The sequence below is a fragment of the Bifidobacterium sp. UTBIF-78 genome, assembly GCF_006408945.1.
Classification (GTDB): Bacteria; Actinomycetota; Actinomycetes; order Actinomycetales; family Bifidobacteriaceae; genus Bifidobacterium; species Bifidobacterium myosotis.
The window spans coordinates 1-25,522 of the sequence record NZ_JFAO01000027.1 but is presented as its reverse complement, the minus strand read 5'-3'; the positions used below and the strand labels follow the sequence as shown (position 1 = coordinate 25,522).

Genomic DNA, 25,522 nt, shown 5'->3' with positions numbered 1-25,522 from the left:
GCGACCGTAACGTGGTGAGGGACGCACAAGTCGCCTGAACATATACAGTGCCCGTATGGCTTTCGGCTGTATGGGCACTTCGCGTATATGCCGGGCGTCTCGTGCCGGCGCCCACCGTGTAGGGATTGCCCCACCGTGTAGGGAACTTCCCACCATGTAGGGAACTTCCCACCGTGTAGGGATGCAAAACGGCTTGTTTCCGCCATTGTTCAAAAACGCATCCCTACATCATGGGGTAATCCCTACACCGTGGGGCTGCTGCGGCTGCGAACGGGCGTCATTTTGCCTGCATGCGCGCCGCTGGTGTTCGCCTTGACGTGCGTTGACCGCAATCGTCGGGTCGGCCAGCGCTCGGAATGGGCGTTCCGGCCGGCCGGTGAACGGAACATGCAACGCGTTGGCGACATGCTGCGCGAATTCGCGCTGATTCGGCTCGTTCCACAGATCATCGGCGAACACCTCGATAACCGTCCATCCCATGGCCCGCAATTCGCGGCGTTTGCGCTGGTCCCGCACGTATTGGCTGCGGAAGCGACGGTGATGGTCGCCATCGTATTCGATGCATACTTTGCTGGCCGGATACGCCATATCAACGGTGTATCCAACATTGCCGTTCGCCCCGGTGATGACGTGATGCATGCCCGGCGAGGGAAGTCCGAACCGCAGCAGTGCGAGCCGGGCGCGTGTCTCCTGGACGGAATCGGAGGTTCGGAGCAATTCCAGCGCCTTCTCGCAGCGCAGACGTCCCACGATGCGCTGGAACGCCGCAAGCCGGTTCCGGAACTGATCGACGGAATACCGGAACCGTCGGGCGATTGCCTCGCCGAGCACCACCAGCTCGTCAAGGTCAAGATATTGCGCGTACTGGATCCACGTATCCAGCGGATGCACGCATGTCAGGCCGTTCGTCAACGTGCATATTGCGAACGGCTGGTTCCAGGTTCGATACAAGACGTTGTTCATCGTGGAGCGGTGTCTGTGGTCCCGGGTGGTGATGTAGAAATCGCTCGCCGGCAGCGTGCAGCGTCGTGGGCGTTCGATGGCATAGAGCTCCAGCGCCGTATGCAGCGAGAAGCAGATGGTTCGGTCGGTGCGCATGTGCGAAAGCAGTGTCTGACAGTCCGCCGATTTCGCGGCGGACTGGGCGGAGAGGTCCTGACGCACGTAGTTCTGGATTTCCCCGGACTGCGTCGTCTCACGATAGTTGTATGCGGTACTCATGCCGGGCATGATAACCGATTCGCGAGCGGCATCGGCATGAAAACGGGCAATGTGGATAACTCAACGTGCATGGTTCGCTTCTGCGATGCGAATGACGAACATGCGTACGAAGAGCCGCGATGCAGTTGCCGCTCGTGACTTTGCTCATGTCACAAGTCGGTTATATCGTGAGCGTGCATTGTTGGAGGTCTTCCCCATATGCCAAGGAGACCGGCGAAAGGAATCGATCGACGTTGCGTCTGTGAATGATGACGGTAAGAAGCGGAACCCACGCGTTGAAGCGTGCCGCCGCGTGTCATCATTCGAGGGATTGAGTCACTGGGTCGTATCGGCTGCATTATGGGTCAACATCGATGCATGAGTCAGCATCGATGAACCGCAAACAGACAGCGGGCCTGTCGTCGTTCCCCATCGGTTCCATACCGTCATCACCGGGCGCGAGCCCAGCCTGACCATCGCGGCACGCCATGAGCGAAAGGCGTGACTATGCAACCAACCATGCTTACTGTGAACGATGTCACCTTCACCTATCCCCACGCGCCGGAACCCCTGTTCCAACACGTCGGCACAACGTTCCCGCTGGGTTGGACGGCCGTGCTCGGCGACAACGGCATCGGTAAATCCACACTGATGTCGATCGTGCGCGGCGAACTATGCCCGGATTCGGGAACCGTGACGCCCAATCCCCGGCGGTTGGTTATCGGGTATTGTCCGCAGGATATCGCTGTCCGGCCGGCGAACCTCGAGGATTTCGCGGCCGACTGGTCGCCCGAGGCCATCGCCGTGCGTGACGATCTGCAATTGGATGATGACTGGCCGTATGCGTTCGTGAGACTGTCCGGCGGGGAACGCAAACGTGTGCAGATCGCCTGTGCGTTGACGTTGCGACCCGATGTGCTGATCCTCGACGAACCGACGAACCATGTCGACGCCGACACGCGAGACCGCATCATCGCTGCAATGCGCCGGTATCGCGGCATAGGCATCGTGGTCTCGCATGATGTGGACCTGATTGACGCCGTATGCGGCCGTTGCGTGATGTTCGAACGTCGGCATGTCGGTTCCCGTAACGTGACGGTGTTGAGCACGTTCCGCGGCGGATATTCCGAGGCCGTGGCGCAGATTGGCATGCGCGACGCGGCAAATGCGGCCAACGCTGACGCGCTCCGGCGCGAAATCGCCCGTCTGGCCGCCGCGAAGGCACAGCGATACGCCAAGGTGCAGCAGGTGGAGTCGCGCAAAAGCCACGGCGAGCTGATCGACCGGCATGATCATGACGCGTTGAACCGTCGGAAACTGGCGAAAATGACTGGACTCGACCGTGGCGTGACTTGCGCCTACGGTCAGATCGACGGACGATTGGCCGAGGCCCGGCGGCGTGCGGAGAACATATCGACACCGGCGAAACGATATGATGGTGAGCTGTGGTTGGACGTCGTGCCGTCGCATTGCCGCGAGGTGATTCGGCTTGGTCCGGGCGTGATTCCGTTCGGCGCGAATTCTACGGATGCCGTCGTGGACGTCGCTGAGGACGTTCCGAAGGCAACGGGTGGTACGGCCGCGGATGCAGTGGCCTCGGCGGATGGTATGGTGGGCACGGTTTGTGCGAACGCAGCGGATATTGCGGGCAAAGGTGCGAAGGCCCCGGTAAGTGTCGTGGATCCGATGGCTACAGTGGCCTCGTCGGGTGAGTGGTCTCCGGGCCCGTTACCGTTGGCGGACGGTATGATTGCTGCGACGGCTGCCGGCGAGATTGCCGCAGACTCGGCTATCGCCGGCATGTTTGCCACTGACACGGTCAGTGCTGAAATCAGTGCCGGATTATCAAGGGTCATGTATTCCGGTGATCGCATTCGGGTGATGCCGCCGCAGGGAGGATCGTCGGCTGTTGGATTGCGGATTCCGTTGATTTCGATTGGACCGCGGGACCATATCGCAGTGACGGGTCCGAACGGGGCCGGCAAGTCGGCGCTGATTCGAGCGATGCTGGCGCATACCGTCGATGTGCCGCGTCTGGTCATCGCACAGAACACCACGGATACGGATCGCGAGGATGCCATGCGGCGATTGGATGCGTTGCCGGCCGATGTTCGGGCGCAGGTGCTTGGCACGTATGCGAGGCTCGACGCGGACCCGGACAGGCTGCGTGCGACAGGTCGCCCGTCGCCCGGCGAATTGCGCAAGCTGCTGTTGTGTCTGGCGTTGCCGGCCCGTCCGCAGCTCATCGTGTTGGACGAGCCGACGAATCATCTCGATTTGTCGTCCAAGAAGGCGTTGGCCAGCATGCTGACGGGGTATCCCGGTGCGCTGATTGTGGTGTCCCACGACAAATGGTTCCTGCGCCTCGCCGGTTTTGGGGTGTCGGAGGAGGGGGCTGCGGTGTAGGGGCGGTTCCTGAGGATTGCCACATGGTGTAGGGCCATGGCGTAGGGATTGCTTCACCGTGTGGGGAATTTCCCACCATGTAGGGAATTTCCCATGATGTAGGGAACTTCCCACCGTGTAGGGATGCAAAACGGCTTATTTCCGCCATTTTGTAAAAACGCATCCCTACATCATGGGGAAATCCCTACACGGTGGGCCAATCCCTACACCGTGGAGCGAAGTGCGGGTGGCATGCAGGCGACGTCACGATGTAGAGGGTGCGATTGCCGTCGCGGCACGGATGGCGTGGGACATCACGTTGCGGGCGGCGCGTGGGTGGCATCATGGTGTGGCCGGTGTGTCGCATACGGGCGTACCGGCATGTGCGCGATGGGAACAGTCGGACACATTGCGGATATGCATGCCGCAGCAGACACATCGGTATGTACGCGACGGGAACGACCGGACTCCTGCGTATGGGCGCGCCGCAGTGGACACATCAGCATGTGATGTGTAATGGCACGTGACAATCCGTGGCACCATCGGTGCGGCGGTACAGCAGTGCGGAACGGGTCATAGACAAAACGTATAGCCGCGCCGCCACCGTCCGCGTCCGATGACGCTATGCTGGGCGGGCAAGGCGGCAGGCGCTCGCCGACGGACGACCGTGTGAACGGTCACGTTCACGCCGATGTCCGCGAACGACGCCGCAGGCATCGGGCCCATATGAAGAACGGCCTGATGATGACGACGCGCGCCCGCCGCGCGAATGACGGACAGCACATGACTGACGGCGCATGACGGACGATACAGGGGGATGATGCACATGACGTTGGAGATTCTGGACTGGCATGACGGCGATTTGCTGGCCAAGCCGGTGTTCGACAAGCTCAACGAGCTGGTGGCGGCCGGTGTGCCGGAGAGCAAGATTCTTGGCGTGACCATCAATTCGGACGAGGAGTCGGACACCGATCTGTGGTGCCCGAAGTACGGTATCCCGTTCGAGATCACGGGCAACGTGGTCGTGGTCCACACGCACAAGACCCGCAAGGCGCCGCCGGAGTTCGCCGCGGCGTTCGTCACGGCGGATACCCGCGCCGACCTGAACGGCGTGGTCAAGCACACGCTCGAGGTCTCCAAAGTGAGCTTCGCGCCCATCGACGCCGCTGTGGAGGCAACCGGCATGGAATCGGGCGGCATGTCGCCGATTGGTCTGCCGGACGGCTGGCCGCTGCTGGTGGACCAGCACATCCTCTCGATTCCGAAGCTGTATCTGGGCTCGGGCATCCGCCCGTCCAAGCTGGTGGTTGACGGCTCCATCTTCGCCGACATCCCCGGCGTGCGGTTCGTGCCCGCCCTCGGCAAGCCGCGCGGGTAGCCGAAGCGATATCAAGGATCCGTTGTAGGCGGGTAGCCGTCAGCGCAAGCAAACAACGGAGCCCCGGTATAGGTTCGGTGGCCCTGTACCGGGGCTCCGCGAATCATGCACGTCAGTTCGGCTGGTTGTGCCACATCCGTCAAAAAAGTACCGGTGCCTGTGCTCTTCTTGACTTGCCATTTGCGGTGAAAAAAGTGGCGTGGAAAGCCATGGAACCGCGCAAACGCACCGCATCTCCGCCGTGGAGTCACGCGGCCCGTTGCTCTTATCATGCCTTCGGCTTATTGATCAAGAGAGAAAACGGACCACTTCCATGAGTGAATCATCCATCGCATGCACCCGGCGACGCCCTCGTTTCTTCACGTTGCCGGTGGTGACGCTGATTTCCCTGAGCTTCATGTTGGGCACCAGCGAATTCATCGTCGTCGGCATTCTGCCGGATATCGCCGCCGATCTCAAGGTGTCATCCACCACCGTGGGCAATCTGGTGGCGCTGTTCGCCTTCGTCTACGCGCCGTGCACGCCGATCGGCTCCTCATTGGTGTCCAAGTTCTCGCGGTACAAGGCGCATATCGCTCTGACCGTGGTGTTTCTGGTCGGCAATCTGATGTGCGCCTTCGCGCCGAGCTACCCGGTGTTGTTCGTCTCGCGCGTGGTGATCGCATCCGTCGCCGGCACGTTGGCCGCCATGGATATGACGTACGCCGGGGATCTGGTGGTGCCTGAATACCGCACCCGGTTCATCTCATGGATCTTCTCCGGGTTCTCCATCGCCGCGGTGGCCGGTGTCCCGTTGGGGACATGGATTGCCAACGCCTTCGGCTGGCGTTGGGCGTTTCACATCATCAACATCCTGACGGTCATGCTGCTGGTGATGATGATTGTGCTGCTGCCCCGCACATCCAGGCCCAACAAGGTGAGGGTGCTTTCGCAGTTCATCCTGTTCCTCGACCGTCGTATCCAGATCGGACTCCTGACCGTGATCTGCGGTGCGGCCGCCACCTACGCGTTCTACACATATCTTGCGGTGATTCTTCGTGACCAGATCGGTCTGCCCGCCCGGTATGTCAGCGCCGGCATGATCGTATTCGGCATCGGCAGCCTATGGGGCAACCTGCATAGCGCCAAATTCGCCAGCCGCGGCACCGGAGTGGAGCCGATGGCCCGTATGACGCCGGTCTTCCTGGCTTGGTCGGTCGCCCTGTGCCTGCTGGCCGGCGCCCAATGGGTGCCGGTGTTGGGCGCGGTGCTGATTCTGGTGCTGGGCATGTTCATGTATCTGCAGAACTCGCCTGCGCAGATCATGTACATGGATGTGGCTGCGGCAAGCCATCCGGGGACGATGAACCTCGCCTCGTCGCTCAATGCCATGTCGTACAACATCGGCATCGCACTGGGGTCCGCCGTCTCCGGGCTGGCCATGGAGTGTCTTGGCCTGATTTGGCTGGGACCGGTGGGTGCCCTGTTCGCGCTCGCCGCCGCAGGGCTGAGCCTGCTGTTGCGACGTCATATCGACGATTGAGCGGCATAGGCGACGTGCGTCCTATCGGGGCGCACCCGAGGCAACAACATTCAAGACAACGACAAGGTTATAGGATTTTCATATGAGGAAACCAAACAGCGACGCCACTGCGTATGAGGACGAGGAACGCGGGAAGCGTCGGTCCGGTGCGGTTCCCCGCGAGTATTACGGTGTACTGCCGGACGCCGACGCCTTCCGGGGCAGGAAGGATCTGGGCGAGGTCGAATTCGTGATGCCTCCCGCCGATTCGGTGATTCATTGGAACCAGCACGGCTACCCCGATCCCAGCATCCGATGGCATCACCATGAGGACATCGAATTCCATCTCATCCGCGAGGGGCCAGGCACCATGCTCATCGGTGATGCGATGGTGCCGTTCGCCGCAGGTCAGGTGACGATGATTGGCAGCAATGTGCCGCATATGTGGCTCTCCAACCTCAACACCGCCCGCGAATTCCCGCACCGTGACGTGTACTGTCAGGTGCGTCCGCGCGTGTTCGAACAGCTCATCCGCATGATTCCGGACACCGCCGCGCTCGCCGCGCTGATGGAACGGTCGAAACGGGTGATCAGTCTGACCGGCGCGTCCGCCGCCGAGGGGTGGCGGTTGCTGGAGCGCATGGGGGAGCACAGCGGGTTGAGCCAGTTCATCGATCTGCTGGAACTCGTGCAGGTGTTCGCCGCAGCCCCGCGGGACGAATGGCATACGATTCTGCTGCACGACTATGTGCCGGACGGCTCCCGGTTGGCTGAGGGCGATGACCGCGTGAATGTGGCGCTTGATTATGTGGCCATCCATCTGACCGACGGTACGCTGAGTCTGGAATCCACCGCGGCGAGCGTGGGAATGAGCCCGTCGATGTTCTCCCGCGCCTTCCATCGGATAAGCGGCCGCACGTTCTCGGATTTCGTGCGGCGACTGCGCATCGCGCTCGCCTGTCGGTTGCTGGTGTCCGGCAACGATTCGGTTTCCGAGATACCTGCGCAGTGCGGGTATGCGAACCTGTCGAACTTCAACCGTCGGTTCCGGCAGGAGACCGGCATGACTCCGTCCGAATACCGGCGGGCCCACCGCTTGGGATGAGATGATAAGTCCCATGAGGTGACATTACAAGTCAAAAAAGTATCGGTGACGGTTGCGCTGAAATCAGTTGGTTTCGTTGCTATATCAACGAAACCAACATGTCGGACGTGTTCATACACTCCGCAAAGCGTCGCGGTGCATACGACTGCTTCCCGCGTATCATCGCAATCGTACGAACTTCATGGGGAACACCTCTTCCGAATATCATCGTTCCCTGGTCCACTGTGCTCGTACCGCCCGGCCGCACCCCTCTTTCTGCGGCCGGGTTCTTTTTGTCGTTGTCGTTTTCTCGGAGTTGTGCGGTGACGGGAGAGCCGGGGCGGAGACCGTCTATTGTGACCAACGCCCGGTTGAAGACGGAATACGCATTCGGCGGGTCCGTCAGCCGTTTCGCAACGGCCCTCGGACTCGCCGAACTATATGGGAATGTGATGATCGGATTGTTGGCGGTGGACGCTTGGGCAATGGGGTGACTGAATCGTTTCGGTGCGTCAGCCGTCGAGCAGGTCTCCGGCTGCGATGGCGCGCAGGGCGGCGAGATGCGCGGTCATCGCGGTCCTGCCTTCGGGGGTGATGCTCGCCCAGACGACCATGTGCCGGTTCGATTCGCCTCGGCGCTTGGTCAGGATTACGTAGCCGCAGTCGGCGAGGGTTTTGAGGTGCCGTGAGCACATCGCGTCGCTCAGTCCGAGCGTTTCGCGGATTGTGGCGAACGGCACCTCCTTCATGCCGGAGAGCAGTCCGCAGATACGCAGTCGCATCGGTTCGTGGATGATCTCGTCGAAGCGGGGCTCGACGCTGCTGTGTGTGTGATCAGATGACATAGTCACCCCGCTTCACGAGTCGGGCGCAGTAGCGGTCGTAGCCGTATTCGCCGAACCAGCCGAGCGCACCCATTGCCAGGGTGATGACCGACGTCTGGTCGGGAAGCCACTGCAGCCCCAGGCCGCCCAAGAGGATGAGGACCAATCCGAGGAGGCTGAGTGCATACAGCGCCACCGCCATCGCCCACATCGCTGCATTACGCGGGGCAATCAGCCCTCCGAACGTGTCGAAGTCTGAGCCGATCTGACGTGCGCGCCAGGCGTTCACCTGGAGTCCGACGTACGAGGCCACTAGAAGGAGGATGATTTCCATTATGTCGGCGGAGGGAAGCGACGCGCCGATCCACCATCCGCTGGCGTCGGAGTGGAAGCCCATCTCGGATACGAAGTCGCTGAATGTGAGGCATACGATCATCGCGATCAGGCCGCTGATAGCGTAGTACCATTTCGGTGCCATGATGCGGTCGGCGTTGACCTCGCGGTCCTGCTGCAACTGGGCCAGAAGATTCGTGGCCGCGGTGCGGTCGATGGCGGTCGGGTCGGTTGTGTCGTTCGAAGTTGGGATGTGGGGCTTGTTGGTGGTCATGGTGGTCTCCGTCCGTGAGCTGGTTTGTTGGGATGGTTCAAACGGGTCGTTTGATGGCGTTGCGTATGTGCCGCGTTGCCTCGACGGTGTTGTATTGGCTGGTTGCGTTCCGGTGTGATTATCACTTTTACTTGCATGCAAGTAAAGCATAACTCTTTACTTCGAGTAAAGCAAATTCGTTGCAGCGACGACGCGCCGCATGAACGGCTGATGCAGTCAACGTGGTCCACGTCCCGGTCAATATGTGGACATGATGTGAACACGCAGGAAACAGAGCTGTGTTATCCTCCCCTTCATGTCTGAAACGAACATGGAAGCAGTGCGTTCGCGCACGACAGCCACAACTCAAGCCAAGTCGGATGCAGCCAACGCCAAGCCTCTTGCCCCGCTTGTGCCCGGCGCTGAGGACCCGAACCGCGCGTTGGTGGAGCTCACCCACGTCGAGAAGCACTTCGGTGATTTGCATGTCCTCAAGGACATCAACCTCAGGGTCACCAAGGGCGAGGTGCTCGTGGTGGTCGGCCCCTCGGGTTCCGGCAAATCCACGATGTGCCGCACCATCAACCGACTCGAGACCATCGACTCCGGCGACATCCGCATCGACGGCAAGCCCCTGCCCCAGGAGGGCAAGGAACTGGCCAACCTGCGCGCCGAGGTGGGCATGGTGTTCCAGTCGTTCAACCTCTTCGCCAACAAGACCATCCTCGACAACGTGACGCTCGCCCCCATCAAGGTACGCCACATGGCCAAGAAGGACGCCGAGGATCTGGCGATGGACCTGCTCGCCCGCGTGGGCGTGGACTCGCAGGCCAATAAGATGCCCTCCCAGCTCTCCGGCGGCCAGCAGCAGCGCGTGGCCATCGCCCGCGCGCTCGCCATGCGCCCGAAGGTGATGCTGTTCGACGAGCCCACCTCCGCGCTCGACCCGGAAATGGTCAACGAGGTACTCGACGTGATGGTCGAACTCGCGCACGAGGGCATGACCATGATCTGCGTGACCCACGAAATGGGCTTCGCGCGCAAGGCCGCCGATCGCATCGTGTTCATGGCCGAGGGCCGGATTCTCGAGGAGAACACGCCCGACGAGTTCTTCGAACACCCCCGGACCGAGCGCGCCAAGGACTTCCTCTCGAAGATCCTCACCCACTGACGCCGGGATTCGCCGGAACGGTCCACCAAGCCGGCGGAATCGTTCGGATATGAGGCGAACCACGGAACACGCTCGGTGCGGTCGCATCGGCAGCCGCAAGATGGTCGATACGGATGCCCAGTACCGGCAGGGGTTCGTCCATCGGCGACGGGCGAAGGACGCGAGAGCTCAAGGAACACGAAGAGGAAGAACGCAAGGGAAGCAAATACGCATATGACTTTCACCAGAACCATGAAACGGATGGCCGTGCGGACGATAGCCGCGCTCGCCGCCGTGGCCTGCACGATGTCGCTGGCCGCATGCGGCGCGGACGAGACCGGCAAGATTCGCATCGGCATCAAATTCGACCAGCCCGGACTCGGCTTCAAGAAGTCCGGCACCTATGTCGGCTTCGACGTGGACGTGGCCAAGTACATCGCCAAGAAGCTCGGCTACTCCGAGGATGAGATCGTCTGGAAGGAGGCCCCGTCCAAACAGCGTGAGGCCATGCTCCAGAACGGTGACGTGGACATGATCCTCGCCACCTATTCGATCACCGACGAACGCAAGAAGGCCGTGTCCTTCGCCGGCCCGTACTTCGTGGCCGGCCAGGACCTGCTGGTGCGCAAGGACGACCAGTCCATCAACGGCCCGCAGGATCTCAACGGCAAGAGGCTCTGCTCCGTCACCGGCTCGACCTCGGCCGCCACGGTCAAGGAGAAGTTCGCCTCCGAGGTGCAGCTCATGGAGCAGCCCGGATACGCCGAATGCGCCACCGCACTGTTCTCCGGCATCGTGGATGCGGTGACCACCGACGACATCATCCTGGCCGGCCTGGCCTCCGCGTCGCGCGGCAAGCTCCGGGTGGTGGGCAAGCCGTTCACGCAGGAATACTACGGCGTGGGCATCAAGAAGGGCGATACGAAGCTCGCCACCAAGATCAACAACGCCATCGTGGACATGATTCAGGACGGTTCGTGGGAGAAGGCCGTCAGCGACAACACGTCGGGCACCAACTACACGCCTGACGTGCGCTACAACCCGCCCACGCCGAATGAGGGGGAGGATGCCTGATGAACGGATTCCTCAGTCTGCTCGGCCAATACGACGTGCCGGGCGCCTTCCTGGTCAACATCGAACTGACCCTGTGGAGCGCGCTGTTCTCGCTGATCCTCGGCGTGATCCTCGTGGTCATGCGCATCTCGCCGATCTCTTCGCTGCGCGCGGTCGCCGCCGCATACGTGGAGCTGTTCAAGAACCTGCCGCTCACCATCATCATGGTGTTCATGGTGCTGGGCGCCTACGCGCAGTTGAAGCTCACCTTCTCCGATACCTTCGCCACGAACTTCTTCTGGCTGGCGGTGACCGGCCTGAGCCTGTACACGGCGGCGTTCGTGTGCGAATCGCTGCGTTCGGGCATCAACACCGTGCCGCTCGGACAGGCCGAGGCCGCACGCGCGCTCGGATTGGGCTTCATGCAGTCCGCCACCGAGATCATCCTGCCGCAGGCCTTCCGTGGTTCGGTGGCGCCGCTGGGCAACACGCTCATCGCGCTGCTCAAGAACTCCACCGTGGCCGCCGCGGCGTCCGTCTCCACGGAGACGTCCTCGCTGATGAGCCAGATGATTGAGTTCCGCCCCGACGTGATCGTCCAGATCTTCCTGATCTTCGCGTTCGGCTACGTGATTCTGATCATCCCGATCGGCATGCTCACCACGTACCTGTCCAACAAGCTCGCCGTGAGGAGGTGACGTCATGGCCGATACTTCGAATTCCGTGCTGTTCGACGCGCCCGGTCCCAAGGGCCGGCGCACCATCCGCATCGCCAACTGGATCGCCGGTCTGGTGTTCGCGGTTGTTCTCGTGCTCATCCTCATGCGTCTGCACAATCCGCCGGACGGTGAGAACCAGCTCAGCTGGGAGCTGTGGAAGCCTGCGTTGGAGCGTGAGGCGTGGACCGACTTCTACCTGCCGGGCCTGTGGATGACCGTCAAGGCCACGGTGGTGGCCGTGATCGGCGCCGTGGCGTTCGGTCTGGTCTTCGGCGTCGGACGACTGCTGCCGAACCCGCTGGTGCGCGGCGTGTCCGCAGTCATCGTCGAGTTCTGCCGCGCCGTGCCCGTGCTGCTGCTCATGATCTTCTTCTGGCGCTGGTTCGCCTTCGCCGGTCTGCCGAGTCCATCCTATTGGGCTGTGGTGCTGGCGCTCGTGCTCTACAACGGCTCCGTTGTGGCCGAGCTGGTGCGCTCCGGCGTCGGCAATCTGCCGAACGGCCAGCGCGAGGCCTCGCTTGCCTTGGGATTGACCGAATCGCAGTCGCTGATGTCCATCGAGGTGCCGCAGGCCGTGTACGCCATGCTGCCGGCGGCCGTGACCCAGCTGGTCGTGGTGCTGAAGGACACCGCGCTCGGCTCGATCATCATGTACACCGACCTGCTGCAGGAATCGCGCCGTCTAGGCTCGATGTACTTCAACATCCTGCAGACGCTGGTCATGGCGGCCGTAATCTACTTCATCGCCTGTTGGCTGCTGTCGCGACTGGCCGAATGGCTGCCCGCTCGTATGCAGCAGCGCACCGCCGCACCTGCCGAACCCGAACCGGTGGCGCCCATCGCGGCCGGCGACGCCTCCAACGTGAACCAGATCGCAGTGGCCAAGGAGGTCGAGGAACTGCCGCTCGGCGGCACGCCGCGCAAGTACCATGTGCATCACCGTGGCACCAATGCCTCGATTCGCAACTGGCGTCGCACCCGGTACGAGCAGGGATACGATGCCACGCAGCCTGAGTCGCAGATCGATCCGCCCACCGGCGAGTTCCCGGCGTTCCTCATGCCCGAGCCGAAGCGCAAGCCGAAGGGGTCGCAAGGTCATGCGCATGGCGATGGCGGGGCGTCCGAAGCCGAGCAGCATAAGACCGGTCATGTCGACCCCATGCCGAAGATCGAGCGCAACTTCAAGCGCGGCAACGACATCGGCAAGGGGCACACTGACCTCGGAGGGCGTCCGAAGATCTGATTTTTCGGATAGTGATGACCGCCGGCGGCTCAGCAGAATGAGGAGTAGCTCCGTGAGATATGTCGATTGTGCTTCATCTTCATGGCGCTGACCGCCGGCTCCGTTCCGTTGTGGATTCTCTCTGATGCGGAGCGACGGGCCACTAGCCGTGCGCTAGGGCGGCACGAAGAGTTCACCGAGTATTCGACTGGTTTCCGCACTACGTAGCGGCACGGCGGATAGGTTGGAACACATGAAGCTGTTCCGAAACCTATCCGCCGTGTTCGTTTCCGGGCTTGGTTCCGTGCGCGTCCCGGCCGCCGTCCGTACCGTTGCCCATGCTTGCTCCCGCGCCTGCGCCCCTGCCGGTGCTCGTTCCCGATCCCGCGCCCGCATCCCGCTGGCAGCGCTGATGACGACGGCATTGCTCATCCCGCTCGCCCTGTCGGCCGCGACCCCTGCCGTCGCCCAAGCCGACCAACTGCCGAACCCGGACTGGGTCGCCCTGCTCTCCGATTACGAGAAGGACTACTGGCAGGCGCCGAAAAGCAAGCAGCAGGGCGGCAAGGTGCTGGATGCCACGACCATGAAGCTCGACGAGGACATCACCCTCGACATCAACCATCGCGCGGCCGAAGGGGCTGATCAAAACGGACTCACCGACCAGCGCAAACGCGCCCTCATCGACTCCGACCTGTACGGCGAGGAGACCATGCCCGATGCGCTCGGACCGGTGCTCGGCAAGTACATGAGCGAGGGCTTCAAGCAGGGCAGACTCAACCGCATCTCCGACCTGTTCAAGTTCAACGTGGCCTCCACCTACCAATCCAAGAGGGCGGCCATGCATCCCCGACCGTACCTCGACCGCAGCGTGAGCACCTTCGACGGCACCAACGACCTTGCCGGATTGCCCGCCACACTCGATATCAAGTTGTCGCCCTCGTGGCTCGAGCACATCCCCGGGTACTCCAACCTGCAGAAGAACAGCTCGTACCCCTCCGGGCACACCACCGCAGCCTATTCGTGGGGCATTGCGCTGGCCGGCATCCTGCCCGAGCTGGCCCCGCAGATCCTCGCCCGTGCCTCCGAGGCAGGCAACAACCGCATTGTGCTGGGCGTCCATTACCCGCTCGACATCATGGGCGGGCGCATCGGCGCCTCCGCGCAGAACGGGCAGTACTGGCACAACGAATACTCCTCGGCTATCGTGCCCGCCGCCCGACAACTGCGCGACTACCTGACCGAACGGTGCAAGGCCGATGGCCATGGCTCTACGCTCGCCGGGTGCATCGCCGATCTCAAGGCCAACGGTTCGGGCGGATATTCCAACGACTTCCTCGATCCGGTGGCCACCGAACCGGTCAAGGACCAGGCCTCCGCCGTGCGTGTCTACACCGCGCGCATGACCTACACCTTCCCGCAGGTCAAGTCCGAGGCGGGTGCCGAATTCAAGGCGCCGCGCGGAGCGGCCGATGTGCTGCGGCTCGCCTACCCGCAGCTGCACGCCGACCAGCGCGAGGCCATCCTCAAGGCCACCGCGCTTGATTCCGGCTATCCATTGTGGAAGTCGAGCGACGGCTGGCAGCGCATCAATTGGGCCAAGGCCCTGTTCGCCCGCGTGACTCTCGATGAGAACGGCGATGTGACCAAAGTGGAAACCGCCGATCAGGTCGCGCTTACCGGCCCTACCGTGGTCAATGCGCAGTACGCCGACAAGGGCGGTCACCCCGCCTCCGACGCGGCCGCCGGTGAGAACAGCGCGGCAGCCGCCGGGCCGGACCTCGCCACGATGCATACCGCTCAGCGCTCCGCGGTTATCGCCGTGGGCGTCGCGCTGGCCGTGGCCGTGATCGCCGGCGTGGCAGTCACCGTTGTCAGGCGGCGGAAGGCGTAGGCGAGTTCAGATCACTCGGTGAATGTGAGTGTGGGCGGGATGGTCTCGGTCAGCGAGTCGTACATGGAACGGTGGGCCTTCGGATACCGCAGCTGCACGCCGATGATGCCTTCGTCCGAGACGATCTCGCGGATGTAATAGATGTCGCCGTCTCGCTCGTAGCTGACATAGACGGACGGGTCTGCGTCGAGCTCATAGGCGACGTCCACTTTCGCACTGGCTTTGAGTTGGGCGAGCTCTTCGGCGGATGATACGCCGTTGTTGGCCACGCGCCAAGCGGTGATCTCCATGCCTGAACCGGTGAAGGTGTAGCCGGGGCTCTCGTTCGTGCTGGTGCCGTATTCCTTGAAATTGTCCGGCACGCTCACCGTGAACCCGTTCTTGGAATAGGACTTGAGCGTGGAGGACGGCGGCTCGCTCGTGGAGCCGTACTGGCTGTCGGACTTATCGGAGTCGCCGTTCTGATCCTCGGATGTGCCGGAGTTCTTTGATGTACCGGATGAGGAAGAGGAACCGTTCGACGCATCGCCGTCCGAAGTGCCGTTCGAATCCTTCGAGGAACCGTTCGCATTGCCGGACGCCCCGGATTCGCTGGACTGCGAAGTCGTGGAGGGGTCGGCGTCGGGTGCACCGGACGAGCCGGACATCGACATCCATAGCATCACGCACAGCACAATCAACAGCACCACCAGCATGCCGCCCAAGGCGACGATGATTTTCTGTCCGCGCGTCAGCCCGGTCGCCGTGGCCGTGGTGGTCGCGAAGCCGGGAGCCGCCGAGGCGGGCGGGCGCACACCGGAGGATGTGGCGTAACTGGCGTACGCTGGGGGATTGCCTGCCGCGCCCGCCGCCGAGGCATTGGCGTCCGCGCTGTTGGATGGGCCCTTGGATAGGCCATTGGATAGGGAGGCGCCAAGCCCGGGTATGACCGGCAGCGGTTGGGTGGGGATGCCCGACTGCTGCACAGGCTGGGGGATTGGTGCCGCCTGTGCCGCCGATGCCGGATACGTTGATGGTGTCGGCCACAGTGATGGTGCCGCCTGTGCCGCCTGCATCGCCTGTGCCGCCTCCGCATCGGACAGATGATAGCCGCATTCGGAACAGAACAAGCTGTCGGGCTCGAGCGGCGTGCCGCATTGAGGACAGTTCATGGCCGATTTTCCCCTCTCCGGCCCGCTGCCGGACCTGTGCCTCCCCATTGTACGGCGCGGGGCGCTCCCGTTCCCCGAACGCTAGTAAGCTGGGGAAGCATGACTGACGAGAAGGAATACGACGACGTGGACGTGCGTGGCGAGGACAACGGCAATGGCCGTGGCGGCGAGGACGACGACAGGGCCTACGGTTCGCTGGGCCGGCTCGCCCCCGAATGGGACGGTGACGAACGGGAGCGCAACCTCACGGCCGATGACATCTACGAACGGTTCTTCGGCTGGGTGGCGGACGTCAAGGGCATCGAGCCGTGGCCGCATCAGGAGGAGGCCATCATGGACATCCTCGCCGGCGACCATGTGATCCTCAACACGCCCACCGGCTCGGGCAAGTCACTGGTGGCGCTTGGCATGCACTTCGCCGCGCTGTGCACAGGCCGCCGCTCCTATTACACTGCGCCCATCAAGGCGCTCGTCTCCGAGAAGTTCTTCGACCTCGTCGAAGTGTTCGGCCGTGACAACGTGGGCATGATCACTGGCGACAGCCACATCAACGCGGACGCGCCGATTATCTGCTGCACCGCGGAGATTCTCGCCAATCAGGCCCTGCGCGAGGGCGAACATGCGGATGTGGGCCTTGTGGCGATGGACGAGTTCCACTACTACGGCGATCCGGAGCGTGGCTGGGCATGGCAGGTGCCGCTGCTCACCCTGCCGCAGACCCAGTTCCTGCTCATGAGCGCCACGCTCGGCAACGTGGACGCCATCGCGGACAAGCTCGCCGACCTCAACGACACCCCGGACGTGGACGTGATCGCCGATGCGCCGCGCCCGGTGCCGCTGAGTTACGAATACACGACCGACCCGCTCGAGAAGACCGTGGAGCTTGCTTTCCGCAACGGCGAGACGCCGATCTACGTGGTCCATTTCTCGCAGGATGCCGCTCTTGAGACCGCACAGGCGCTCGCCTCCACCGGGGTGTCGAGCAAGGAGCAGCGCGCGGCCATCGCCGAGGCCATCAAAGGCGTGAAGTTCACCACCGCGTTCGGCAAGATTTTGCAGCGACTGCTGCGCACGGGCGTCGGCATCCATCATGCCGGCATGCTGCCGCGCTACCGTCGTCTGGTCGAACAGCTCGCCCAGCAGGGCCTGCTGCCGGTGATCTGCGGCACGGATACGCTCGGCGTGGGCATCAACGTGCCGATTCATTCGGTGGTGCTGACCGCCCTGACCAAGTTCGACGGCACCAAGATGCGTCGCCTCCGGGCTCGTGAGTTCCACCAGATCGCCGGACGTGCGGGGCGCATGGGCTTCGACACCGAAGGACTGGTGATCGCCGAGGCGCCCGAATACGAGATCGAGAACCAGAAGGCGCTCGCCAAGGCAGGCAACGACCCGAAGAAGCTCAAGAAGGTCAAGCGCAAGAAGGCGCCCGAAGGCTTCGTGACGTGGAACGAGAACACGTTCGACAAGCTCATCGACGCCGCGCCAGAAACGCTGGTCCCGCACCTGAAGATCACGCACTCGATGGTGCTCAACGAGGTGGAGCAGGGCGGCGACGCCCGCCAGCGCATCGACGACCTCATCGACGACTCCGCGCAGACCCCCGATCAGAAGGAGCATCTGCATCAGCGCGCCGACGAAATCTTCCAGACCCTGTTCGACACCGAGGTGATCGAGACCGAACCCCGCTCCGACGGCGGCAAGAACTACTACATGACGCTCGACATGCCGGACGACTTCGCCCTCGACCAGCCGCTTTCTCCGTTCCTGCTGGCCGCGCTGGAGCTGCTCGACCCCGAGTCGCCCACCTACGCGCTGGACGTGATCTCGATGGCCGAGGCCACGCTCGAGGACCCGAAGCAGGTATTGCGCGCGCAGGAACGCGCTGCACGCGACAAGGCCCTGGCGGACATGAAGGCCGATGGCCTCGACTACGACGAGCGCATGGACAAGCTGCAGGAGATCACCTACCCGAAGCCGTTGGAGGACATGCTTGAGGCCGCCTTCGACCAGTACCGCCACGATGTGCCGTGGGCCAACGATTACTTCCTGAGCCCTAAATCCGTGGTGCGCGACATGGTGGAGACCGCCTCCGATTTCACCGGCTACATCGCCCGGTACAACATCGCCCGTTCCGAGGGCACGCTACTGCGCTACCTGTCGGACGCCTACCGCACGCTGGCCCGTACCGTGCCGCCGGAGAAGCGCGACGAGCAGCTCAAGGACATCATCGCCTGGCTGCGCGTGCTCGTGCGTTCCATCGACTCCTCGCTGGTGGACGAGTGGGAAAGCGCCGGCGCCGATTCGTCCGACGCCTCCGAGGCGGCCGCCTCGCTCGCGGCGCCCGGCAAGCGCGACGAGGTGGTGGAGGACCGTCGCGGTCTCACCGTGCTGGTGCGCAACGCCCTGTTCCGCCGCGTGCAGCTCATGGACCTCGACGATCCGGAGGCGCTCGGCGCCCTCGACAAGGACTGGGGCTACGGCGTGCACGAATGGGAGGATGCGCTCGACGACTACTACGACGAGCATGAATACGTGGGCATCGACGCGGCCGCGCGCTCGCCCAAGCTATTCATGCTGGATGATTCGCACGAACGCGACGAGCATACGTGGAAGGTCCGCCAGATCATCGACGACTCCGATGGCGACCACGACTGGGCCATCGAAGGCGTCGTGGACCTCGACGCCACCCAGGAGAGCGGCGAAGTGGTCTTCTACGACTACAGCGTCGGCAACTAGGGGCTCTGTGCAGGCGTTCTCGGGGACTTCGGGGGCTGTATGTATGCGGCGCGACGAAGCGGCCGCGTACATACAGTCGCTCAGAGGCCCGAAACCGACGGTAAGTATGCGGGACCTTCGACGGGACGCGTACATACAGTCCCCACGTACCGTCCCTCGTCCCTTCAGGGCGTCGGCACCGTCATCGAACGGATGTTCGAGCAGTGCGGTAGGGTGGGACCATGAACGAGAACGATCTGTTTGGGGTGATGGATGCGCCTGAGTCGGTCACGAGGCCGTTGGCGGTGCGCATGAGGCCGCGCACGTTGGATGAGGTCATCGGGCAGCGGCATGTGCTGGGGGAGGGCAGCCCCCTGCGCCGCCTCGCCAATCCGGCCAGCAAGGGAAGCCTCACGGCCCCGAGCTCGGTGATTCTCTTCGGACCTCCCGGGGTCGGCAAGACCACACTCGCCACCATCGTGGCCGGGCAATCCGGCCGCGTGTTCGAGGAGCTGTCGGCCGTCACCTCCGGCGTCAAGGATGTGCGCGACGTGCTCGCCCGCGCCCACGAACGGCTCGTTTCGCGCGGTCAGGAGACCGTGCTGTTCATAGACGAGGTGCATCGGTTCTCCAAATCCCAGCAGGACGCATTGCTGCCGGCCGTCGAGAACCGGGACGTCACCTTCATCGGAGCCACCACCGAAAACCCCAGCTTCTCGGTCATCAAACCGCTGCTGTCCCGCTCGGTGGTCGTCAAGCTCGAATCGTTGGAGCCGGACGAGCTTACCGAACTGGTCACTCGCGCCCTCGCCAGCGACCGTGGACTCAAAGGCGAGGTCAAGGCCACGGACGCGGCCATCGCCGACATCGTGCGCATGTCCGGGGGAGACGCGCGTAAGAGCCTGACCATCCTCGAGGCGGCCGCCGGGGCTGTCACCGGCGACGAGGCGCGCAAGAAGGGCGCCCGCCGTCCCATCATCACACCGGACGTCGTGGCCAACGTGATGGACACCGCCACTGTGCGCTACGACAAGGACGGCGACGACCACTACGACGTGATCTCCGCGTTCATCAAATCGATGCGCGGCAGCGACCCGGACGCAGCCATCCACTATCTGGCCCGCATGCTCAAGGCCGGCGAGGACCCGAGGTTCATCGCCCGGCGCATCATGATCGCAGCCGCCGAGGAGGTCGGGCTTGCGGCCCCGCAGATTCTGCAGGTCACCGTGGCCGCCGCGCAGGCCGTGGCGATGATCGGCATGCCCGAGGCGCGCATCATTCTGGCCGAGGCGACGATCGCCGTGGCCACCGCGCCCAAGTCGAACGCCAGCTACAACGCCATCAATGCGGCGCTCGCCGACGTGGACGCCGGCAAGATCGGCGCGGTGCCGCTCTACCTGCGTAACGCCCCCACCAAGCTCATGAAGGAGTGGGGCAACCACGAGGGCTACAAGTACGCGCACGACTGGCCCGGCGCGGTGGCTCCGCAGGAGTACATGCCCGAGGTGCTGCGCGGCACGGAGTACTACCACCCCAACGACCGCGGCTACGAGCACGAGGTGAGCCAGCGCCTGGCCAAGATCCGTCCCATCCTTCACGGGGAGGGATGAGGGGAGTACAGTGTAACGAAGCGGTAACGATGCCGGTGGCGAGGCCGTCGGCGGAATGACGGAGAACCATCGGAGATGATGGCATGACTAGAGGAGCGTGAGAGGGCAATGACGACCATCTTCATCGTGGATGACGATCAGGCCATCGGCGAAATGCTGAGTCTGGTGCTGGAAAACGAGGGGTTCCGGACCGTGACCTGCATGGATGGCATGCGGGCCGTGGAGATGTTCCCGACCGTCAAACCCGATTTGATTCTGCTCGACGTCATGCTGCCGGGACTGGACGGCACCGAGGTGGCGCGACGCATCCGCGCCGTTTCCGATGTGCCGATCATCATGCTCACCGCGAAATCGGACACCCTCGACGTGGTGGCCGGACTCGAGGCAGGTGCGGACGACTACGTGCCCAAGCCCTTCAAGGTGGCCGAACTGCTGGCCCGCATCCGCGCGCGTTTCCGCATCGCACGGCCCGCAGGCGAAGCGGGTGCGGCCGGTTCGGCGTCGGGTTCGTCCGCCGCGCAGAAGAACCATCTCGAACGCGGTTCGATCGTCATCGACCGGCTCGAGCACACCGCCACCAAGGACGGCAAGGACTTGGGCCTGACGCCGATGGAGTTCGAGCTGCTGTTCGTGCTTGCGGCTGCGCCGGGCGAGGCCATCAGCCGTTCCACGTTGCTCAAGAACGTCTGGGGATATGAGAATTCGGGCGATACGCGCCTGGTCAACGTGCACGTCCAGCGTCTGCGCGCCAAGGTGGAGGATGATCCGGAGAATCCGCAGATCATCCAGACCGTGCGCGGCATCGGCTACAAGTTCGTCACCCCCGAGGGCTGATGAACGTGCCGAAACTGCGTCGCAGCTTCAGCTTCACACGGCTGTTGCGCCACGGGCGCTCCGAGGTGCGCCGTTCGCTGCAGGCGCGTACGGTGGCGTTGACGGTGATACTGACGTTGGCCGTCGCCATCGTCCTGTCGATGGTCTCGATGGTCTCCGTGCGCGTCTCGCTGCTCACGCAGATCACCTCGCAGTCTCGGGCGGATTACTCCAGTATGATCCAGCAGGCGCAGACCAGCCTTGACGCGGCGGACGTGTCCGCAACGGTGCAGATTCAGCAGCTGGCCAATGATCTGGCCTCCACGTTGCAGTCCGACGGCGCCTCGAACCTCGTCGGGGTCTATCTGTGGAGCCGGGACACCTCCTCGCCGCGGTCCATCATCCCCGTCTCCACCGAGCCAAGCTACGAACCGCTGATCTCCGACGACATGCGGTCCGCGGTGGCCTCCGATGTGAACGAGAACGTGTTCTATCAGCCGGTGGACCTGACCCTCGAATCGGGGATGGCGGGCATCCCCGGCATGCCCGGAGGGGGCACGCCGGGCGCGGTCCTGGGAACCACGCTCGAATTCGGCGTGGCGGGCAACCTTGAGTTCTTCGCCATCTATTCGTACACGCTGCAACAGCAGTCGCTCACCCAGATCCAGATCAATCTGGTGGCCATCTGCGTGCTGCTGTCCATCATGGTGGGCGTGGTGATGTGGTTGGTGATCCGCGGCATCGTGCGACCGATCGAGCGCGTGGCATCCGCCGCCGAGGTGCTGGCCTCAGGCGAGCTGGACACGCGCGTGACGGTGGACCGCAAGGACGAAATCGGCGTGCTGCAGCATTCGTTCAACACCATGGCCGATTCGCTCAACCAGAAAATCGACGAGCTTGAGGAGGCCAGCGCCTCCCAGAAACGCTTCGTCTCGGATGTGAGCCACGAGCTGCGCACGCCGGTGACCACCATGCGCATGGCATCCGATCTGCTCGAGATGAAGAAGGACGACTTCGACCCGTCCGCCAAGCGCACGGTGGAACTGCTGGCCGGGCAGATCAACCGGTTCCAGGACATGCTCGCCGATCTGCTTGAGATCTCCCGCTACGACGCCGGATACGCCGCACTGGACTTGGTCGAGACCGACCTGCGCGAGCCGGTGTCCACCGCCGCCGATCAGGTGGCGGGCATCGCACAGGCCAAACAGGTGCCGATCCACCTGTATCTGCCGAACGTTCAGGTGCTTACGCGCATCGATTCACGCCGCGTGATCCGCATCGTGCGCAATCTGCTCGCCAACGCCGTCGACTTCGCCGAAGACCGTCCGGTGGAGGTGCGCATCGCCGCCAACCGCAAAGCCGTGGCGATCAGCGTACGCGACTATGGTGTCGGCATCGCCGAAGACAAGGTTTCCCATGTCTTCGACCGGTTCTGGCGAGGCGATCCCTCCCGCTCGAGGGTCACCGGCGGCACCGGTCTGGGTCTGTCCATCGCGATGACCGATGCGCTGCTGCACCATGGCATCATCCGTGTGCGCTCCAAACTGGGGGAGGGCACATGGTTTCTGGTGCTGCTGCCGCGCGACCCCGATCAGGGTGAGGTGGCGGACGCCGACCTGCCCGTGGACTTCGCCTCCGAAAAGCCGGACGATCTGCGTATCGCCGGAGGGTTCGGGGTGGCGGAGAGCCATGTCGCCGTAGCACAGGAGAGTCGCCGGGACACCGTCGACAGCATGATGGGAAGGCCGCTATGAGCAAGAGGAACGGAAGCGTCATGCGTGTGATTGCCGCTGCGGGCACGGCGCTGGCTTGCTGTCTGGCGCTGTCGGCGTGCTCCAGCCCGCTCGGTCTGCCCACCAAAGGCGCCGTGCAGACATTCGCCCCCGCGCAACAGCAGACGCGGCGCGTATACACCAATCCGGAGGTTCCCTCCGACGACGCCCAGCCCGAAACCATCGTCAAGGGGTTCTACGACGCCATGCCAGCCGGCGTGCAGTCGGACGGCTACCATGTGGCCCGTCAGTTCCTCACGCCGTCCGCATCCTCGGATTGGGACGGCGACACGGCGGCCGTGGTGTACGAGGGGACGCCCGATTTCCGGCGTCGCGCGAACACCATGGGCGCGCCGCAGGGCGCGGAGAGCTCGCTGATCGTGGAGGTGGAGCTGCAGGTGGTCGGCTCGCTCGACGAGCACGGTCTGTACCGACCCGAGGATGGTACCAAGACCCGCAAGCTTGCCTATACGCTCATCAAGACGAAGGGGGCAATGGCGTATCTCCTCGCTTGACGGCGGTGTGGTGATCTCCTCCGCGGATTTCGAGCAGGTGTTCCGTCAGGTATCCGTCTACCAGGTCGCCGCATCTGGCAGGCAGCTGGTGCCGGACGTGCGCTGGCTCAGTTGGCGCAATTGGCGCACCCAGGCGGTCAAGGAAGTGCTGGACGATGTGCCCGAATGGCTGTCCGGCGCGGTGCGAGAGTCCGTCACCGGCGGCACCACGCTCGCCGTGGATTCGGTGCCGCTCAAGGACAGCACGATCACGGTCCAGCTCACCCAAGGCATCGGTACGCTCACCGCCGAGGACCGGGCCATCCTCGTGCATCGCATCCGTCTGACGCTGGGTGACGGCAATACCGAATACGCCCTGAAGGTCACGGGCGACGGCGTGGACTATTCCGATGCCGATGCGGAGGTGAAGCTCAGTACCGAGCAGCCCAGCGTGAGCGTCTACACGCTGACCGGCGGGCATGTGGTCTCCCTGGCCAGCTCAAGTCCGCTGCGCGTGGGCGAGGTGCCGGGCTACGACGACGCCAAGGGATTCGCGTTCCACTCTGCGGGAGGCGCGGTATTGCGCGCGGACGGCATCGTGGAATGCCTGGAGAAGGACGGTTCCGCTTGCGGCCGGATGTTCGACGGCGATGCGATGAGCGCCGTCGCCGCAGGGCTGGACGGCGAGATATGGGCGGTTGCCGACAACGGACGTGCGCTCTACGTATCCCGAAACCGCAAGGAGAGCGAGATCCAGTTGCCTTGGCTCGCGGCCGGTGACGTCGTCACCGCGCTCGCCGTCTCGCCGGAAGGCGAGCGTCTGGCGCTGGCCGTGTCGGGGGAAGAGCGCAACGGTGTGCTGATGATCGGCGTGGCGCGCGACGGGAACGACACGGTGACCGGACTGTCCAAGACGCCCATCACCGTGAGCGTCGCGAGGAACGTCGGCATGCTCACCTTCTATAACGATCTCAATCTGGTGTACGCGACGGCCCCCAACGATGAGGATAGACATCAGGAGGCGTGGAGGCAGGTGGTGCCCGGGCCCGCGCAGGTGCAGCGTCTTCCCGATGCCGCCGTGGTGTCCATGGCTTCGGGGCAGATCAGTCTGTACCGCCGTCTTGCCGTGTTGGACGATGCCGGCATCGTGCGTTCGGTCTCCGGGTCGCTCGACGGCTCCTGGTCCATCGCCGACAGTCAGGTCACCGCGCTGGGGGTGCAGTAACCCTGTGCAGTGACTGTGTGCGGTGATCCTGTGCAGTGGCCGGTTTCCGGACGACATCCATACGGAAAAGCCTCCCGGCGTGCATTCCACGCGGGGAGGCTTTTCCGCTGATACTGGGCGAGTGATACTGGGCGAGGTCGGCAAAGCAAGCGATGCGGCCCGTCCGAATGGGCGGATCAGATACCGCCGTACTCCTTCTTGAACAGCTCGGCGGGCACCGCGGAGTTCATCGGCACCTCGTAGATGAGGTACTGCATGTTGAACGGGATGTTGAACAGGTGGCGGGTCACGCCATACTCCTCCTTGGTGCCGAGGAAGTTGAAGTTGTCCGGGCACTCCGGCTCCCACTTGGCCAGCAGGTCAGCCGCGTCGCCGATGGTGGCGGCCACGCCGGCCAGGTGCTTGACGCCATCAATCTGCTTGATGATGAGAAAAACGGTGTTCATAATAACCTTTCCTTTACTTGAGTCGGCGGCTCTGTCGCTCGGTTGACGAGCGGCATTGCCACTACGCAACCACGGTCTATTATGGCCTTTTTCCATGCCTGAAACGGCGTATTCTCGCGGTTCGGCCGCACTGTTATCGATTTGTTATAAACCTGTTATCAAACTGTTACCGCTCACGATTGAACAACCGCGCTGTTCGTTCCATACTTGAGATTGTCGATGACAAGACGTCATCAATGTGAATGAAAGATCATTCAGAGTAACTGCTCGAGGAGGAGTTTTCATGAAGAATTGGGG

At 63.2% G+C, this 25,522-nt stretch carries 20 protein-coding genes; 15 read left to right on the top strand and 5 right to left on the bottom strand.

Annotation, left to right across the window (positions count from 1 at the left end; genetic code table 11):
• Positions 1-228: 228 nt before the first annotated feature.
• Positions 229-1,221 (bottom strand): endonuclease domain-containing protein, encoded by a 993-nt coding sequence (locus BG22_RS06955; RefSeq protein ID WP_140494387.1) that lies wholly within the window; start codon positions 1,219-1,221, stop codon positions 229-231.
• Between the two features lie 498 nt (positions 1,222-1,719).
• On the opposite strand from BG22_RS06955, the gene BG22_RS11195 reads away from it, so the two are divergent.
• The 4 genes from BG22_RS11195 to BG22_RS06935 all read left to right on the top strand — a co-directional run bounded on the left by BG22_RS11195 (position 1,720) and on the right by BG22_RS06935 (position 7,569).
• Positions 1,720-3,606, top strand: a complete 1,887-nt coding sequence (locus BG22_RS11195) for an ATP-binding cassette domain-containing protein (RefSeq protein ID WP_181163429.1) — start codon at positions 1,720-1,722, stop codon at positions 3,604-3,606.
• An 805-nt stretch (positions 3,607-4,411) separates the two neighbouring features.
• A complete protein-coding gene (locus BG22_RS06945) occupies positions 4,412-4,963 on the top strand; it encodes a YbaK/EbsC family protein (protein ID WP_140494384.1) in 552 nt (183 codons plus the stop codon).
• A gap of 313 nt (positions 4,964-5,276) precedes the next feature.
• Positions 5,277-6,485, top strand: a complete 1,209-nt coding sequence (locus BG22_RS06940; protein ID WP_140494382.1) for an MFS transporter — start codon at positions 5,277-5,279, stop codon at positions 6,483-6,485.
• An 82-nt stretch (positions 6,486-6,567) separates the two neighbouring features.
• Positions 6,568-7,569 (top strand): AraC family transcriptional regulator, encoded by a 1,002-nt coding sequence (locus tag BG22_RS06935; protein ID WP_140494380.1) that lies wholly within the window; start codon positions 6,568-6,570, stop codon positions 7,567-7,569.
• 491 nt (positions 7,570-8,060) lie between these two features.
• On the opposite strand, the gene BG22_RS06930 is transcribed toward BG22_RS06935, so the two are convergent.
• On the bottom strand, positions 8,061-8,393 hold the full coding sequence (locus tag BG22_RS06930; protein ID WP_094667214.1) for a transcriptional regulator: 333 nt from the start codon (positions 8,391-8,393) through the stop codon (positions 8,061-8,063).
• Positions 8,383-8,979, bottom strand: a complete 597-nt coding sequence (locus BG22_RS06925) for a hypothetical protein (protein WP_140494378.1) — start codon at positions 8,977-8,979, stop codon at positions 8,383-8,385. Before BG22_RS06925 ends, BG22_RS06930 begins: the two co-directional genes overlap by 11 nt.
• A gap of 295 nt (positions 8,980-9,274) precedes the next feature.
• Between BG22_RS06925 and BG22_RS06920 the strand changes: the two genes are divergently transcribed.
• The 5 genes from BG22_RS06920 (at position 9,275) to BG22_RS06900 (ending at position 14,996) form a co-directional block, all read left to right on the top strand.
• Positions 9,275-10,129: an amino acid ABC transporter ATP-binding protein gene (locus BG22_RS06920; RefSeq protein WP_375137708.1), complete on the top strand. Its 855-nt coding sequence runs from the start codon at positions 9,275-9,277 to the stop codon at positions 10,127-10,129.
• Positions 10,130-10,342: 213 nt separating this feature from the next.
• Positions 10,343-11,182 carry a glutamate ABC transporter substrate-binding protein gene (locus BG22_RS06915; protein WP_140494377.1) on the top strand — a complete coding sequence of 280 codons (840 nt, stop codon included), beginning with the start codon at positions 10,343-10,345 and terminating at the stop codon, positions 11,180-11,182.
• The gene (locus BG22_RS06910) at positions 11,182-11,859 is read left to right on the top strand and encodes an amino acid ABC transporter permease (protein WP_094667211.1); all 678 of its coding nucleotides are present in this window, start codon (positions 11,182-11,184) and stop codon (positions 11,857-11,859) included. The genes BG22_RS06915 and BG22_RS06910 overlap by 1 nt, the downstream gene beginning before the upstream one ends.
• Before the next feature lie 4 nt (positions 11,860-11,863).
• Complete coding sequence (locus tag BG22_RS06905) at positions 11,864-13,123, top strand: amino acid ABC transporter permease (protein ID WP_258186260.1); 1,260 nt, start codon at positions 11,864-11,866, stop codon at positions 13,121-13,123.
• 391 nt (positions 13,124-13,514) lie between these two features.
• Positions 13,515-14,996 carry a phosphatase PAP2 family protein gene (locus tag BG22_RS06900; protein WP_140494398.1) on the top strand — a complete coding sequence of 494 codons (1,482 nt, stop codon included), beginning with the start codon at positions 13,515-13,517 and terminating at the stop codon, positions 14,994-14,996.
• A gap of 11 nt (positions 14,997-15,007) precedes the next feature.
• On the opposite strand, the gene BG22_RS06895 is transcribed toward BG22_RS06900, so the two are convergent.
• A complete protein-coding gene (locus BG22_RS06895) occupies positions 15,008-16,147 on the bottom strand; it encodes a zinc ribbon domain-containing protein (RefSeq protein WP_181163428.1) in 1,140 nt (379 codons plus the stop codon).
• Between the two features lie 99 nt (positions 16,148-16,246).
• Between BG22_RS06895 and BG22_RS06890 the strand changes: the two genes are divergently transcribed.
• The 6 genes from BG22_RS06890 to BG22_RS06870 all read left to right on the top strand — a co-directional run bounded on the left by BG22_RS06890 (position 16,247) and on the right by BG22_RS06870 (position 24,779).
• Positions 16,247-18,886: an RNA helicase gene (locus tag BG22_RS06890; RefSeq protein WP_258186259.1), complete on the top strand. Its 2,640-nt coding sequence runs from the start codon at positions 16,247-16,249 to the stop codon at positions 18,884-18,886.
• A 221-nt stretch (positions 18,887-19,107) separates the two neighbouring features.
• On the top strand, positions 19,108-20,475 hold the full coding sequence (locus BG22_RS06885) for a replication-associated recombination protein A (RefSeq protein WP_140494373.1): 1,368 nt from the start codon (positions 19,108-19,110) through the stop codon (positions 20,473-20,475).
• A gap of 108 nt (positions 20,476-20,583) precedes the next feature.
• Positions 20,584-21,309, top strand: a complete 726-nt coding sequence (mtrA, locus tag BG22_RS06880; protein WP_140494371.1) for an MtrAB system response regulator MtrA — start codon at positions 20,584-20,586, stop codon at positions 21,307-21,309.
• Entirely contained in the window at positions 21,309-23,042 is a 1,734-nt protein-coding gene (gene mtrB, locus BG22_RS06875) for an MtrAB system histidine kinase MtrB (RefSeq protein ID WP_140494368.1), read from the top strand. The genes mtrA and mtrB overlap by 1 nt, the downstream gene beginning before the upstream one ends.
• Entirely contained in the window at positions 23,039-23,575 is a 537-nt protein-coding gene (locus BG22_RS11190) for a hypothetical protein (protein ID WP_258186258.1), read from the top strand. Before mtrB ends, BG22_RS11190 begins: the two co-directional genes overlap by 4 nt.
• A 10-nt stretch (positions 23,576-23,585) precedes the next feature.
• Positions 23,586-24,779, top strand: coding sequence for an LpqB family beta-propeller domain-containing protein (locus BG22_RS06870; RefSeq protein ID WP_258186257.1), 1,194 nt, complete (start codon positions 23,586-23,588; stop codon positions 24,777-24,779).
• A gap of 176 nt (positions 24,780-24,955) precedes the next feature.
• Here the strand turns inward: BG22_RS06870 and BG22_RS06865 are convergent, their stop codons facing one another.
• Positions 24,956-25,225, bottom strand: coding sequence for a hypothetical protein (locus tag BG22_RS06865; protein WP_140494366.1), 270 nt, complete (start codon positions 25,223-25,225; stop codon positions 24,956-24,958).
• Between the last annotated feature and the right edge of the window lie 297 nt (positions 25,226-25,522).

What these genes read in the sequence shown, in the direction of transcription:
- BG22_RS06955 (WP_140494387.1), bottom strand. Translation starts at nt 1,221, where the DNA reads ATGAGTACCGCATACAACTATCGTGAGACGACGCAGTCCGGGGAAATC.
- BG22_RS11195 (WP_181163429.1), top strand. Translation starts at nt 1,720, where the DNA reads ATGCTTACTGTGAACGATGTCACCTTCACCTATCCCCACGCGCCGGAA.
- BG22_RS06945 (WP_140494384.1), top strand. Translation starts at nt 4,412, where the DNA reads ATGACGTTGGAGATTCTGGACTGGCATGACGGCGATTTGCTGGCCAAG.
- BG22_RS06940 (WP_140494382.1), top strand. Translation starts at nt 5,277, where the DNA reads ATGAGTGAATCATCCATCGCATGCACCCGGCGACGCCCTCGTTTCTTC.
- BG22_RS06935 (WP_140494380.1), top strand. Translation starts at nt 6,568, where the DNA reads ATGAGGAAACCAAACAGCGACGCCACTGCGTATGAGGACGAGGAACGC.
- BG22_RS06930 (WP_094667214.1), bottom strand. Translation starts at nt 8,393, where the DNA reads ATGTCATCTGATCACACACACAGCAGCGTCGAGCCCCGCTTCGACGAG.
- BG22_RS06925 (WP_140494378.1), bottom strand. Translation starts at nt 8,979, where the DNA reads ATGACCACCAACAAGCCCCACATCCCAACTTCGAACGACACAACCGAC.
- BG22_RS06920 (WP_375137708.1), top strand. Translation starts at nt 9,275, where the DNA reads ATGTCTGAAACGAACATGGAAGCAGTGCGTTCGCGCACGACAGCCACA.
- BG22_RS06915 (WP_140494377.1), top strand. Translation starts at nt 10,343, where the DNA reads ATGACTTTCACCAGAACCATGAAACGGATGGCCGTGCGGACGATAGCC.
- BG22_RS06910 (WP_094667211.1), top strand. Translation starts at nt 11,182, where the DNA reads ATGAACGGATTCCTCAGTCTGCTCGGCCAATACGACGTGCCGGGCGCC.
- BG22_RS06905 (WP_258186260.1), top strand. Translation starts at nt 11,864, where the DNA reads ATGGCCGATACTTCGAATTCCGTGCTGTTCGACGCGCCCGGTCCCAAG.
- BG22_RS06900 (WP_140494398.1), top strand. Translation starts at nt 13,515, where the DNA reads ATGACGACGGCATTGCTCATCCCGCTCGCCCTGTCGGCCGCGACCCCT.
- BG22_RS06895 (WP_181163428.1), bottom strand. Translation starts at nt 16,147, where the DNA reads ATGAACTGTCCTCAATGCGGCACGCCGCTCGAGCCCGACAGCTTGTTC.
- BG22_RS06890 (WP_258186259.1), top strand. Translation starts at nt 16,247, where the DNA reads ATGACTGACGAGAAGGAATACGACGACGTGGACGTGCGTGGCGAGGAC.
- BG22_RS06885 (WP_140494373.1), top strand. Translation starts at nt 19,108, where the DNA reads ATGAACGAGAACGATCTGTTTGGGGTGATGGATGCGCCTGAGTCGGTC.
- mtrA (WP_140494371.1), top strand. Translation starts at nt 20,584, where the DNA reads ATGACGACCATCTTCATCGTGGATGACGATCAGGCCATCGGCGAAATG.
- mtrB (WP_140494368.1), top strand. Translation starts at nt 21,309, where the DNA reads ATGAACGTGCCGAAACTGCGTCGCAGCTTCAGCTTCACACGGCTGTTG.
- BG22_RS11190 (WP_258186258.1), top strand. Translation starts at nt 23,039, where the DNA reads ATGAGCAAGAGGAACGGAAGCGTCATGCGTGTGATTGCCGCTGCGGGC.
- BG22_RS06865 (WP_140494366.1), bottom strand. Translation starts at nt 25,225, where the DNA reads ATGAACACCGTTTTTCTCATCATCAAGCAGATTGATGGCGTCAAGCAC.